General features: G+C 58.7%; 15 protein-coding genes. 11 read left to right on the top strand and 4 right to left on the bottom strand.

Features of this window, described 5'->3' with window-relative positions; translation table 11 throughout:
• Positions 1–47: 47 nt before the first annotated feature.
• The 3 genes from ACO9S2_RS09820 to secA all read right to left on the bottom strand — a co-directional run bounded on the left by ACO9S2_RS09820 (position 48) and on the right by secA (position 4,639).
• Positions 48–419 carry an NADH-quinone oxidoreductase subunit A gene (locus tag ACO9S2_RS09820; RefSeq protein WP_423721834.1) on the bottom strand — a complete coding sequence of 124 codons (372 nt, stop codon included), beginning with the start codon at positions 417–419 and terminating at the stop codon, positions 48–50.
• A gap of 78 nt (positions 420–497) precedes the next feature.
• Positions 498–1,676, bottom strand: a complete 1,179-nt coding sequence (locus ACO9S2_RS09825) for a class I SAM-dependent methyltransferase (RefSeq protein WP_423721835.1) — start codon at positions 1,674–1,676, stop codon at positions 498–500.
• Between the two features lie 233 nt (positions 1,677–1,909).
• Entirely contained in the window at positions 1,910–4,639 is a 2,730-nt protein-coding gene (gene secA / locus ACO9S2_RS09830; protein WP_423721836.1) for a preprotein translocase subunit SecA, read from the bottom strand.
• A 615-nt stretch (positions 4,640–5,254) separates the two neighbouring features.
• Here secA and ACO9S2_RS09835 point away from each other — a divergent pair.
• From ACO9S2_RS09835 to ACO9S2_RS09880, 10 genes are all read left to right on the top strand, one after another.
• Positions 5,255–5,812 carry a peroxiredoxin family protein gene (locus ACO9S2_RS09835; protein WP_423721837.1) on the top strand — a complete coding sequence of 186 codons (558 nt, stop codon included), beginning with the start codon at positions 5,255–5,257 and terminating at the stop codon, positions 5,810–5,812.
• A gap of 41 nt (positions 5,813–5,853) precedes the next feature.
• Entirely contained in the window at positions 5,854–6,126 is a 273-nt protein-coding gene (locus tag ACO9S2_RS09840) for a hypothetical protein (protein ID WP_423721838.1), read from the top strand.
• A gap of 143 nt (positions 6,127–6,269) precedes the next feature.
• Complete coding sequence (locus ACO9S2_RS09845; RefSeq protein WP_423721839.1) at positions 6,270–7,313, top strand: hypothetical protein; 1,044 nt, start codon at positions 6,270–6,272, stop codon at positions 7,311–7,313.
• Positions 7,314–7,516: 203 nt separating this feature from the next.
• Positions 7,517–7,771, top strand: coding sequence for a helix-turn-helix domain-containing protein (locus tag ACO9S2_RS09850; protein WP_423721840.1), 255 nt, complete (start codon positions 7,517–7,519; stop codon positions 7,769–7,771).
• Between the two features lie 85 nt (positions 7,772–7,856).
• A complete protein-coding gene (locus tag ACO9S2_RS09855) occupies positions 7,857–8,180 on the top strand; it encodes a hypothetical protein (protein WP_423721841.1) in 324 nt (107 codons plus the stop codon).
• A 202-nt stretch (positions 8,181–8,382) separates the two neighbouring features.
• Positions 8,383–8,754, top strand: a complete 372-nt coding sequence (locus tag ACO9S2_RS09860) for a hypothetical protein (protein WP_423721842.1) — start codon at positions 8,383–8,385, stop codon at positions 8,752–8,754.
• Between the two features lie 64 nt (positions 8,755–8,818).
• The gene (locus ACO9S2_RS09865) at positions 8,819–9,064 is read left to right on the top strand and encodes a helix-turn-helix domain-containing protein (RefSeq protein WP_423721843.1); all 246 of its coding nucleotides are present in this window, start codon (positions 8,819–8,821) and stop codon (positions 9,062–9,064) included.
• Positions 9,065–9,177: 113 nt separating this feature from the next.
• The gene (locus ACO9S2_RS09870; protein WP_423721844.1) at positions 9,178–9,900 is read left to right on the top strand and encodes a cytochrome P460 family protein; all 723 of its coding nucleotides are present in this window, start codon (positions 9,178–9,180) and stop codon (positions 9,898–9,900) included.
• 259 nt (positions 9,901–10,159) lie between these two features.
• Positions 10,160–10,498, top strand: a complete 339-nt coding sequence (locus ACO9S2_RS09875; protein ID WP_423721845.1) for a hypothetical protein — start codon at positions 10,160–10,162, stop codon at positions 10,496–10,498.
• A gap of 29 nt (positions 10,499–10,527) precedes the next feature.
• Complete coding sequence (locus tag ACO9S2_RS09880) at positions 10,528–11,004, top strand: hypothetical protein (RefSeq protein ID WP_423721846.1); 477 nt, start codon at positions 10,528–10,530, stop codon at positions 11,002–11,004.
• Positions 11,005–11,581: 577 nt separating this feature from the next.
• Here the strand turns inward: ACO9S2_RS09880 and ACO9S2_RS09885 are convergent.
• Positions 11,582–12,478, bottom strand: coding sequence for a LysR family transcriptional regulator (locus ACO9S2_RS09885; RefSeq protein WP_423721847.1), 897 nt, complete (start codon positions 12,476–12,478; stop codon positions 11,582–11,584).
• Positions 12,479–12,616: 138 nt separating this feature from the next.
• On the opposite strand from ACO9S2_RS09885, the gene ACO9S2_RS09890 reads away from it, so the two are divergent.
• Positions 12,617–13,162, top strand: a complete 546-nt coding sequence (locus ACO9S2_RS09890) for a hypothetical protein (protein ID WP_423721848.1) — start codon at positions 12,617–12,619, stop codon at positions 13,160–13,162.
• The last annotated feature ends 10 nt before the right edge of the window (positions 13,163–13,172 follow it).

A 13,172-nucleotide genomic window follows, 5' to 3' on the forward strand; every position in this document is an offset into this window, starting at 1 on the left:
GAGGCTTGGGGCAAGGGGGGCATCCCCTCTAGCCTCGTGCCTCTCGCCTAATCCCATTCGAGAGCGCCTTTTTTCCAGGCGTACCAAAATCCCACAACCAGGATGCCGATAAACATGGCCATTTCGGCCAGCCCGACAAAGCCCAATTTGTTGAACGCGACGGCCCAGGGAAACATGAACACAATTTCGATGTCGAAGATCACGAACAGCATCGCGATGATGTAGTACCGCATCGGGAACTGCACGCGCGCATCCTGGAAGAGCGGACTCCCGCTCTCATAAGGGGCCAGCTTGGCGCGGTAGGGGCGGCTGGGTCTGACAACCCATCCGGCCAGCAGCGACACGGCGCCGAAGGCAATCGCGACTCCGATAAACACCAGAATCGGAACGTAATTCGCCGGCATTGCCGCGTTACCCATGGATGCCCCGTGAGGAGTGAAGAGTGATGGGTAATGCGGTGTTAGTTATTGAGTGAACCATACGGTTTCCAATGATTTCTATGCCGCGGATGGTACGGCCAGGGCTGTGCCGAAGAACGGCTTGAACGCCAGGGCGTCAAGGGTCGGGGCGGCGATCCCCTTGTGCTGAATCAGCACTTTGAATGTCCGGCCCATGCCTTCGGGTCTCATGAGATGGATGGCGGCGCGAAACTCGGGCCCTTCGGGGTCCATGTGCGCGACCATCTCTTCCACCCCCAGCCCCATCAAAAAGCTCATCTGGTTTGTAAATCCTGTGACGTGCAGTCCGTGCTCTTCCCCGACTGTAGCCAGGGTGGAGAAATCCACATGTGCGGTCATGTCCTGCTGACCGACCCGGACATAGGGATCCTCGTTCGTCATCTGCGAGTAGTAACAGAGCAGTGTGCCCTTCGCCCGGTCTGGTCCGTACAGATCCTGCGCCGTGTGACCGTAATCGATCGTAATGGCAAGGCCGCGGTCGATCGCGCGGGAGACCTGGGCCATCCAGCGGACGGCCTCAAGGTTGACCTCGGTCTGGTAGCCGTCAGGAAGCGAGAGGTTCAGCCGCGCCAGATAATCCTGTATCGCGGGGGAGGACAGCGGCCGGAGACGTTCGACGAAGCGAGCGCCGTCGTAGTCCACATAGATTTCCCGAATCTGTTCCTGTTCGACCTGAATCCGGTGGACAGGGAAGGCATCGGGTAATTCATTGCTGAAGAAGAGCCCTGTGATGCTGCCTGGTTTAAGATCAGCAAGGCTCTCAACCCACGTGATGCGGCCGGGTTCGACTAACCCATGGAGCAGGTTGGCGCGTTGCAGGTCCCGCATGGCGGGGCTGCGCTCGATCAGCACGTAGCGCAGGCGTTGGCTGAACGAGTCATCGGCCTGCGTGCGACAGGCTGAGAGGAAATGTTTGGCGAGCAACCCTTTGCCCGGGCCCATCTCGACAACCGTGAAGGGATCGGGGTGGCCCAGGAGCTTGTCGAGCTGCCTGGCCTGCTTCGCCAGCGCCTGGCCAAGAATCGGATGCACGTCTGAGCTGGTATAGAAATCGCCCGACCAGCCGATCCGTTCAGCGCCAGACTCAGGCGGACGCATGTAGTAGCCGAATTGCGGGTGATAGAGCGCCAGCTCCATAAACCGCACAAACGGGATGGGACCCGACGTGGCGATTTCGGAGGTGATGGCAGCAATAAGTTCTGGGTGCCCTATCGACACAGACAAATCCCTTCGTCCGCGGGTAAAGCTTCAGCGGGAACACCAATACATAGATAGGTGCAAGGCATCTATCCGAATCGGCGTGCCAAAAGTGGGGTAGAGTAGCCTCGCGGCCTGCGCTAAGTCAAGGCGAAATCAGAGGGAATAGCGGTCTGTTGGATGGAAATTTCAGGAGAAAAGTCGGCCGAGCGCCGGAGCGCTTTTGAACAAGTCTGCCCGGCGCCACGGGGAGGCTAGGCCCCGTGGCACTTCTTGTATTTCTTGCCAGATCCGCAAGGGCAGGGGTCGTTGCGGCCGATTTTGTCATCTGCGCGTTGCGCTGCCTGGGGTGCGACCGGTTCGTCGCCCCGGTTCAACGTGAGTTTCGGCTGAGGCCGGGCGATCACCGGCGGGGGAGGCGGCGCGGCTTGTTGTTGTTCAGGAGCTTCCTGCCTCACGGCCTGCACCCGGAAGAGTCGTTCGAGCGCGTCGGATTTGACCCGCTGCATCATGCCGGCAAAGAGATCGTAGCCTTCGCGCTTGTATTCGATGAGCGGATCCTTCTGCCCGTACCCCCGGAGGCCGATGCCGTCGCGCAGGTGGTCCATGCCCAATAAGTGGTCCTTCCAGTGGTGGTCGATCACTTGCAGCATGAAGGTCTTTTCCAGGAAGCGCATGAGTTCCGAAGAGAGTTCCTGCTCTTTCCGCTCATAGGCCTCAAAGGCGAGTTTCTTCAGATCTTCCCCGAGTGCGTCGCGGCCCAGGTCGCGGAGCGAGTCGCCGCCGTCGTGCTTGCCGTGGGTGATGTCGAGGCCGAACTGGCCGTGCATCATCTCCACGAACCCCTTCATGTCCCATTCTTCCGGATACTGTTCCGGGGGGCAGTAGATGGTCATGGCGGAGTCGATCGTCTCGGTGATCATATCGAAAATATCGTTCTTCAGATTCTCCCCGGCCAGCACGGCGTGGCGGTGCTGGTAGATCACTTCCCGCTGCTTGTTCATCACGTCGTCGTATTCGAGGAGCTGTTTCCGGATCTCGAAGTTGTGCCCTTCGACTTTCTTCTGCGCGTTCGCAATCGCGCGGGTGACCATGCCGTGTTCGATCGGCACGCCTTCTTCCATGCCCAGCTTCAGCATCAGCTGTGAGACGCGCTCCGAGGCGAAGATCCGCATCAGGTCGTCCTCGAGCGAGAGATAGAAGCGGGAGGAGCCGGGATCGCCCTGGCGGCCGGCGCGGCCGCGGAGCTGATTGTCGATGCGCCGGCTTTCGTGCCGTTCGGTGCCCAGGATGTGGAGCCCGCCCAGCGCGACGACTTCCTGCTTGTCCCGCTCGCAGTCCGCCTTGATCTGTTCGTAGACTTCCAGCTTTTTCTCTTCCGGCAGGTTCTCTTCCCGATAGAGCACTTGCTTGAAGAGGAAGTCGGCATTGCCGCCGAGGAGGATGTCGGTGCCGCGGCCGGCCATATTCGTGGCGATGGTGACGGCGCCTTTGCGTCCGGCCTGGGCGACGATTTCCGCTTCCTTTTCGTGAAACTTGGCGTTCAGCACGTTGTGCTTGACGCCGTTCCGGCTCAAGAGGCCGGAGAGCCGCTCGGACTTCTCAATCGAAATCGTGCCGACGAGGACCGGCTGGCCCTGCTGGTGGCATTCCTTGATTTCTTCGACGATCGCGGCGAATTTCTCTTTTTCCGTGCGGTAGACGACGTCCGCATAGTCCAGCCGGATCATCTTCCGGTTCGTCGGGACGACGTTGACGTCGAGGTTGTAGATCTTCGCAAACTCGCCCGCTTCCGTATCGGCGGTTCCGGTCATGCCGGCGAGCTTCTTGTACATGCGGAAATAGTTCTGGAAGGTGACGGAGGCCAGCGTCTGGTTTTCGTTGGCGATCTTCACGCCTTCTTTGGCTTCCACGGCCTGGTGCAGCCCGTCGCTCCAGCGGCGGCCCGGCATGAGGCGCCCGGTGAACTCATCGACGATGATGACCTCGCCGTCTTTCACCACGTAGTCCACGTCGCGCTTGTAGAGGGTATAGGCCTGGAGGGCCTTCACCACATGGTGGACCAGATCCATATGGGCCGGATCGTAAAGGTTTTCCACACCGAGCAGCTTTTCGACGCGCACGTTGCCGTCTTCTGTCAGCGACGCCGTCTTCGTCTTTTCTTCGATCGTGAAGTCCCGCTCCGGTTGCAGCTGCGGGATGATCGAGTTGATGCGGTAATAAAGGTCGGTGGTTTGATCCGTCGGTCCGGAGATGATCAAAGGCGTTCGCGCTTCGTCGATCAGAATGCTGTCCACCTCGTCGACGATGGCGAAATTCAGCTCGCGCTGCACGCACTGGCTCAGGTCGCTGACGATCAAATTGTCGCGCAGGTAATCGAACCCGTATTCGTTGTTGGTGCCGTAGGTGATGTCGGCGCGATAGGCTTCCTGTCTGGTGCAGGGCCGCAACGATTGCAGCCGCTTGTCCGAGGCCTCGTAAGAGGGATCGTAGAGAAACGAGGCATCGTGCTGGATGATGCCGACCGACAGTCCGAGCGCATGGTAGAGCTGGGCCATCCATTGCGCGTCGCGCTTGGCCAGATAGTCGTTGACGGTCACGAGATGGACGCCCTTGCCTTCAAGCGCGTTCAGATAGATGGGCAGGGTCGCCACCAGCGTTTTCCCTTCGCCGGTCTTCATTTCAGAGATACGGCCCCGGTGCAGGATCATGCCGCCGATGAGCTGGACGTCGAAGTGCCGCATGTTGAGCCTGCGGCGTGACATCTCACGGCAAACGGCGAAGGCCTCTGGAAGAATGTCGTCGAGGGTCTGGCCATCAGCCAGGCGCTTCTTGAATTCCTGGGTCTTGTCCACCAGAGCCTGGTCGGATAAGGGCGTGAGGCCGGACTCCAGGTCGTTGATGCGGGCCACTGTGGGCATCAACGCCTTGATTTCACGATCATTCTTACTGCCGAAGACGAGATTCAGGACTTGAGTCAGCATAGACGACGTATTGTAATCGTAAGGGTGATCAATGCGGGAGAGGTCGATCTACCACGCAAATCTACGGGGGCAGTATACAGCAAAATTTTCCCGAATCCTATCAGGAAGAAGAGAAGGGATTGCCTGCGGGTCCGCCTTGACTCTGCGCGGGCCAACCGGCTAGCATACCGCCCTGTTAGTGGGCTCGTTCTCTTTCCATATCGGTGGGTCTCATGATGCGTCGCGTGTCCGCCATCCTCGCGGTTCTTCTGGTCCTCTGTATTGTGGGGATCAGCGGCGTTGCGTCGGCCCAATCCGTCCTTCACGAAAGCCACCATAATAGTCACCATCAGGCGGCCACTCACGGATCAGCCTTCTGTTCCTGGATGTGCGCGGCCGGACAGGCGTACGATACGTCAATTGTTTCACTCGCCCACACATCAGTAGCGATTGCGCTCATTCAGCCTTCCTCTTCGCAGTATCTCCCTAGCGTTTCCACCTCTCTTCGATCTCCTCGCGCGCCCCCCGTTCCCGTTGCCTAATCCCGCTGCCCGTTGTTCCGTTTTTAAAGCATCGTCGTTGAACCGGTGATCTTCCGCCCATGGCGGAAAGGCCGGAGCCCAAGGAGACGCTATCATGATCAGCACTCGATCCCGCCGTTATGTCGTCGCATTCAGTTTGGCTGTCTGGCTTGCCGGAGCCGTGGGATTGTCCCAGTCCTGGAGCATGGGGTCGCGCGTTCCGACGGTCGGGATGCCGGTCGATGAGTTCCGCCTCGTGGACCTCGACGGCAAGACGCACAGTCTCAGCGAGTACCGCGGGAAAGTGGTGCTGGTGAATTTCTGGGCCACCTGGTGCAAGCCCTGTACGACTGAAATGCCGGCCATGCAGGCCAGCTTCGACAAGCTGCGTGACAAGGGCTTTGTCGTGTTGGCCATCAACGAGCTCGAAGACGATGCCAAAGTACGCGAGCACATTAAACAGTATGGCCATACCTTTCCTGTCTTGATGGATCGCGACAATAAGGTCGCCAACCAGTTCGGCGTGTTCGGGCTGCCGGTGAGTGTATTCATCGATCCGCAAGGGCGCGTGCAGGAATACATCAAAGGCGGCCTGCTGACGGAACAGATGATCAACGACGTGGTTGCGAAGATTCAGAAACAGGAACCAGTAAGAGCGGCGTCTTTGCGGTAGCGAGTATGACAAGGGCTATTCAGCGATTAAGCATTGGGGTCTTGGCAGCCTGGTTGCTGCTGCTGAGCGGGATGGTGTATCCGCAGCTCGCGGCTCATGCTTCTGAGCATGCCCATCACGCTGCGACCACCCATGCGACGGCTCTTTGTTCGTGGCTCTGTGCAGCCGGGCAGACGGCGGAGGACGCGGCGCTGCTGAGCCTCCTGGTAGTGTCCGTGACCTCGCCTGCGTTCCACCCTCAATACTGTGCGTTCTGCAAACAGTTTGTTGTGATCAGTGTGTCTCGCGGCCCTCCGTCCGTTCTCGCCTCTTAGCAATCTGAAATTTGTTCCCGACGTAAGCGTAGTGATGGTCGATGACGGCTCGTTGTCGGCCGTATCGCATGGCCTGGCGCGATTCAGGACGCCATGGCTTTGCGGGTCTTATGAACCGTTCTGTCATGAGGAGTGTTCTTATTATGTCGAAGGTAGTTCAGCGAGCCAGTATGTCCCTCGGTCTTTGCGCCTTATTTGTGTTGGCCATGGTGCTCGGGCCAGTCCGTTCATACGCGGCCTGCGGCGCGGTCAGTTGTTTCGTCACCATCGGGTCGCAGCAGCAAGTGCCTCAGGAAGGTCTGCTGACGACGAATTTCATCTACAGCTATACCCCGATGACGTTGCCGAGCGGGAGCACCGGTATCATCGCCGAGGCGGATCAACGTACTCATCGGATCATTCCCGGTCACCATCGGGAACTCTCGACGATTACGAATAGTTATACGCTTGACGCGAATTACGGGATCACGGACCGGCTCGGTATTCAGGTGACGCTTCCGTACCTAATCCGGAACCATGACCACTATCATGTGCATCACGGTCAGGATGAGGACCTCTCTCAATTCAGCGATAAGGGGATCGGTGATATGCGGATCACGGCGAAGTACAATGTGCTCCCCTCGATCAGAAGCATGTTCGTGGTCGGAGCCGGTGTAGAGCTTCCCACCGGCGACACGAATGAGGTTGATAAACTAGGCCAGGTGCTTGAGCCTTCCGGACAGCTTGGGCGTGGCCAGTTCGGGTTAGTGGGTTCTATGTACCAGGGGTATGAGTTGATCCCCCATCGGTTGAATGAGTTTGTCTATGCCAGCTATCGCCACACATTTAAGAATAACGATGACTATCAATTTGGTGACGAATACATTCTCAATGCCGGGCTCAATGCTGTTCCGGTCGAATCTCTCCCCTGGCTCACGATTACAGCTCAATTGAATTATCGGTACATGGTGCACGACAGTATGTACGCAACTATGGGTTCAGGCCCGCTGATGGATCAAGCAGTGCCGAACACCGGGTCCTCCTGGTTCGGGATTTCTCCCGGTGTGCTCGTGAGCTTTGCCGACACCTGGCAAGGCTATTTCATGGCGCAGGTCCCGCTGGTGCGCGATGCCAATAACAATCTTTCTCAGGGCACAACATATACCATCGGGCTGACCAAGTATTTCCAGTTGGGCAAGAAAGCATAGCCCCTCGAAAGTTCGTATCGAGGCGAGGGTTATACATAGTGGACACTTTATTGGCTAGCACTTCATGCGGTTGATCTCCTTCTTTGCATGGTCCGATCACGGCATACCGGAGTAAGAGGCTGATCCAAGGTTCATGAAATGGATGTCAGAGGGGGGCAGGGCAGCCTGCCCCTGAGACTGTCGCTTTGAGCAGGGAGAAGACCATGAATAAACCGCTTGTACGGGTCGAAGAGGCGGCGGAATTGTTGGCCGTCAGCCGGTGGACGATCTACCGCTGGGTGGAGCAGGGCCGGTTGGAAGGCAGCAAAATCGGCCGTGGCAGCCTGCGGGTGTTTACCCGCTCAATCGAACGGCTGGTCGAGCAAAACCGGATCGACGATTTCCAGCCGGGCGTCCTTTCATCTGAACGGAACTCCCGGAGCGGCGCTTCAGCGGGGCATGCAGTCGCCGCCCATTAGCATCATCGCGATACCGGCGGATGTGTGTAGCATCCGTCGGTATCCATCAGTAGACGATTTCTGCCAAGTGGCGTAGATAGCTTGTATGACCAGGTATCGAGCCAGACACCTCATCGGGGCGGTCGCCTGTATCACCGCAGTGGTCTATCTCACGCTGGCCGCGGTCGCGGCCGGATGTCTGTTCATGCATGCCGAAGGGCATGAGCATCATGCGCACGATGCAACTCATTCTCCTCTCTGTGCCTGGTCTTGCCAGGCTACGTCCAGCACCGCACTGATCTCCGATCCTTACCAACTCACGGTATGGAATGTGGTGAGTGTGACGATCCTGCATCCGGTACCTCTCCACGCTGATGCTGCGGCTGAATTGCTTCAGTGTCGTGCTCCACCCCGTCTGCTCGCTTCGTAATCGTTATCGTTCACAGAACATTTCTTCATGGCTCTCTGCCTGACGGCGGGGAATCGGCCGACTGTCTGGAACGGCGGGCGGCGCAGAGGTCTCAGCCGGGCGCCGGTCAGGGCGCAGGGTCTGTTTCCGGATTCCCGGTACATGACCCTGGCACGGCAGCCATGTTGTTTCCACGGTGTCGCAAACGACCGGAGGAGGACGAATGAGCAGCGCACCATTCTCTTGGGTGGTCATGATGGCGGTCAGTTTCTGTATCCCGGCCTATGCGGAGACACATCAGGAATCTATTCCATCCGCCGGCCAGGGCGGTGAGGCCGGGATGAGCCATGTCATTGTTCAGATCGGGGGGCGGTACTGCGAGTACCATCGAGAAGAGGTCGAAGGCGCGCTTCGGAGGTTTCCCGAAGTTCAGGAGGTCAAATTCCTGAACGACCACGGCACGGTGCTGGTGCGGTATCAGGTTGGGGCGGTTCCGCCGGCTCAGTTGGCGGCGTCGGTCGAGATGGCCCTGGCTTCAGGGATCGGCTGCAAGGCGTGGGTGGATCTGGGAGGGGCGCAACATGCGAAATCGTAGGGGGCTGGCGTCCTCGAGTCGGGTGCTCCCCAGCGATCGCATAGGTGCGGTGGAGGACTGAGGCATGTATGTACCGCTGCTGCGAGTGCAAGAGGCCGCGCACTTGCTGAAAGTCAGCAAGTGGACGATCTACCGCTGGGTCGAGGAGGGTCGCCTGGAGGCGACGAAGATCGGTCGCGGGAGTTTGCGGATTTTCCGCTCGTCGTTGAACGGACTCATCGAAAGTCAGCGTACCGATCAGGCGGGTCTTGAGCCGGATGGGCGTGGTGAGGTCGTTCACTTGCGGTCCCGTGTCGGGACACGTGGATGAATCGGAATCGGGTCTGGTGGTTGTGCACCCTTCTTCCAGGCCTGTCCGGGGAGTCGGAGGTGGCCTCCCTCCGAGTCCCCGGCCCTTCGGGGAAAGAAAGGATGAGGTGATCTATGGCGGTCATGATATCTGCAGTCCCAGCAGTCTCCGAGCCCGTCACGTTGGGGGAACGGCTATCCGATTCCTGGCTCCACGTGGTGGTTGTGCGCCTCCTGGTGGTGTCTTTGACGATCACGCGTCGCCGGCACACGCGGTCCGTTGGCATGGGCAGAGGGTTACCCAAAGGGTATCGCGCCTGGCCCATGCTGGATTCCGGAGCGGGCCCGTCGGAGCCCGGGGTGTTCCACCGATTCTATGTCTGTCCCAAGGGATCGGCCACCGTCGATGAGGAGACGTTTCCTGTCGGTACAGTGCTGGTGGTCGAGACCTATCGTCCGTGTGGGGCCGACCGATCCCCCGATGTGGCGGTGGGGGCTCCTCGCGAGTTGCACTCGATCTTTGTTATGGGAAAATTTGCCAGTCTGCAAGTCTGCTCCGGCGGCCATGATGGACAGGGGGGCTGGTCCTATGCGACGTACGACGCCGACGGCCGGCTCCCGGTTGATTGTGCAGCGGCCTCCGGCACCGGGCGTGTGACGGCGCTGGCCGGGAATGCGCATGTGCAAGAAACCATCAAGCATGCCAAGGAAGCCATCGCGCATGAAAAGGAAGCGATTACGCATCTGGAAGAAGCCGTGAAGGGCAGCACGGATCCCCATGCGAAGGAAGCCGTGAAGCATGCGGAAGAATCTCTGGCGCATGCCGAGCAGGCAGAGAAATCCGCCAAGGGCAAGTAGAGCAAATAGTAGAAGATTCGTCGCGGGTCTCCTTCGTCCTTCTCCTTATCTCAGGCACGGCCATCGCCTTGATGGCCGTGCCTGCTTGCGTGAAGTCCATTTCCGGTTCGTCGCCTCCTTCACACTCGTTGACCGCCTGACTTTCGGCCCTCTTTCAAAAGATTCAACCTTCTGGTGCAGCCATGTGCATGTATGAGTGCGGGTCGGTAGACAGCCTTTCGGGGTGTGGATACAGTGCCGCGTCATTGGAGAGGATGCTGTGCGCTTCCTGATTGCCCTGATAATCAGTTGCCTGTCTCTATCGATCGGTCTTGCCGTCGCGGCGTCTGATAGTCCGCTGGAACGGTTGCTTCGCCTGCAGGTCTTCAATCAAGCCTTCGAAGGTTTCGACTATTACCACGTGACCATCGAAGATGATCGGCCGCAGGCCGACGGGTCACGGGAGGTGACGGCGGTGGCGAGCGGAAGATTCCTTGAGAGCACGAAGCGCATAAAAGTGCGTTTGCTGATTGTCGGAGACCAGGTGCTCGGCGGGCAGGTGCTGGAAGGAATTGGATTGCCGCCCTGTCTTGCGCCCGGGCAGAGTCGTACGTCTTAATCGTGCGTAATTACAGGAGGAGGTCGCGTATGTTGCGGAACGTGTGTCTCGGTCTCGCGGGGTGTGCCAGTGCGCTGGTCATGGTGTCCGGTGCGTGGGCCTTACAATCGGGAGGCGTTGAAATCGGCGATCTGCAGACCGGGTCGGTAGTCGGGCAGGCGTTTAAGGAATTGCCGGTCGATCTCGATATCTACGCGACCGAGGTTGGAGCGTTGAAGATTCTGTACCCGCCGACGGCCGTCTTGGATCTGAAGAATCGACCGGGCACTCCGGTGTTGATGCGGGTCACTAACAAGTCGGGCGTTGAGCGCGGGTTTCATATGACGGCGGCGGAGAATCAATCGGCGCCGACGGTGTTGAATGTGATGATCACGCTTAAGCCTGGAGAGACGAAGTATATCGGCATTCCGACGAGCGATCTCTTGTACGCTGCCGGCGTGACGTTCTCGTACAAAGATCATCTCAATCCGAAAGAGCCGGATGGCAAGCTGGTGCTGATCAAGTAAGGTCTCCGACCGGGCCCGGCATCCGGCGCGGCGACCTTCGTGGTCGTGCGCGGATCGCAGCGGGTCCTGGAGGGGGGGCAAATGATTTGTTATCTGGGGTGGCCCTAAGTACTGGAATTTTCAGGGGTGCAAAAAAGGCGTAGGGGCATTAATTTGTTCGCTAAGATTATCTGCTCTTTTCTCATGCCGTAATGACTTGTTCTCTGGCGTTTCAGCCAATCGGGGTAGCCCGGATAGCGCGAGCATAATATGGCGGTTACGGTAAGCAATGAGTGTTCTTGGGAAGCCTTCGGCATTCCGGAGGCTTTCCCCTTGCTGCACCGATTCTGAAAATGGCTGTTTCTCGAGTCGACTCTAACGTGTGAGTAGCCACGTCTCGGCAACAGAGGTACGAACAAATGCTCGGGCGGTTTAATAGGCTCATAAGACCAAGTGGTCCTCCATCAAGCAACGGACCGTAGATCGAGACGGCATCTTCACGGCGCGGAGAAGGGTGGTGAAGTTATCTTAGTGCCGGAAGTCCCCCTCAAGTCACCCAAGAGGATGTCCAGGACGGACCTGCGCGAGACTTACTCCTTCAGCGGATCACCGCACAGATGTCCCGAACGAGCCCGCGCAACCAGCGATGCGCTTGATCGGCATCCAGTCTCGGGTGCCAGAGCAATGAAACTGTGAACTCCGGCATGGAGACCGGAAGCGGAAAGCTATGCATTCCGGCACGCAGGTTTCCGGTGTGGCGTTCGGGCACCGTGGCGATCAGGTCGGAGGCCCGAGCCAGGCCCAGCGCGGTGGAAAAGCCACCGACAATCGTGACGATTTCCCGCTCCAGCCCTAACGGCTTCAAGGCTTCATCAATCGGTCCCCTGGCGAAACCGTCCCGCGAGACGCAGATGTGCCTGCCGGCCGCATAACGGGAGGGCGTGATCTTTCCCTTGCTCAGCGGGTGCCCCTTTCGCACGACGCCAATGTAACGGTCTCGGAACAATACCTGTACACGCAGCTCCGGAGCCGTCGTCTTCTCCACAACACCTGTTTCCAGATCGACGGTGCCGTCGCGAAGCGGCGCGCTGTCTTTGTTTGGCTTCTGCACGAAGCGCAGCCGCACGCCGGGCGCCTCGTCGCCGACACGAGCAATGAGGTCCGGTCCGAAGTTCTCCACAAAGCCTTCGCTCGTCCGCAACGTGAATATTCGTTCTATCTGCTTGAGATTGAGCTTCTCGGCAGGTCGCAGAACCGCTTCTCCATCCTGCACGAGCTGACTGACTCGTTCGCGGAGCTCGAGCGCCCGGGGCGTGGGAACGAGACCCCGTCCGGCCCTGACCAGCAGCGGATCGCCCGTCGCCTCACGTAATCGCGCCAGCGCCCGGCTCATCGCCGACGCACTAAGCCGCAACCGTTGGGCAGCACGCGTCACGTTGCCTTCCGCGAGCAGCACATCCAGGGCGACAAGCAAATTGAAATCGGGTCGCGCCATGCATTGATCGTATCGAGATATGGCGTCAAACGCAATCATAATGTGCAATCAGTGCGTCTTCCGCCATATGTGCAGGTTACTTATACTTCGGACCATCGATTGAACCGGGTCCATCCACTCCGAACTGAAAGGGAACACATGGCTAACAATTCGCTGGAAAAGTTTGTTGAGGGGGTGAGGCAGATTTGGGGGCCTCTTACCTCCGAACTGGTCACAGGATGTCGCCAGCATTTGGAGGAACTCGTCAAAGCGTCATCCACAGAGGAATGGTTGGCGGCGCTGCACTGGGAAGCTCCGGCCTACCACGAACTGTACCGGGATCCGGCACATAAGTTCGTGCTGTTGGCCCACACGGAACAGGCGGGGCTCTACAGGCCACCCCATGATCACGGCAGAGGGTGGGTCATCTATGCCATCCAGCAAGGCGAAATCGAGATGGGAACCTATGCTCGGATCGAGGCCCCGGACGCGAGCGTGAAACTCGTGAAAAGGAATTCCACGCTGGTCCGTCCCGGACAGGTCCAGGTGTATCTGCCCGGAGATATTCACGACACACGGTGCATCTCCGGGCCCGCACTGCTATTCCGCTTTACAGAGCGTGATCTGAAGAAGGAGGACACAGAGGAACACAGAGTGACGAGATATGTTGAGCGGGACGGCGGCTGGACTTTAGGGGCGCCGTGATCATGCCCTT

It is taken from the genome of Nitrospira sp. NS4 (assembly GCF_049546785.1).
Taxonomy (GTDB): Bacteria; Nitrospirota; Nitrospiria; order Nitrospirales; family Nitrospiraceae; genus Nitrospira_D.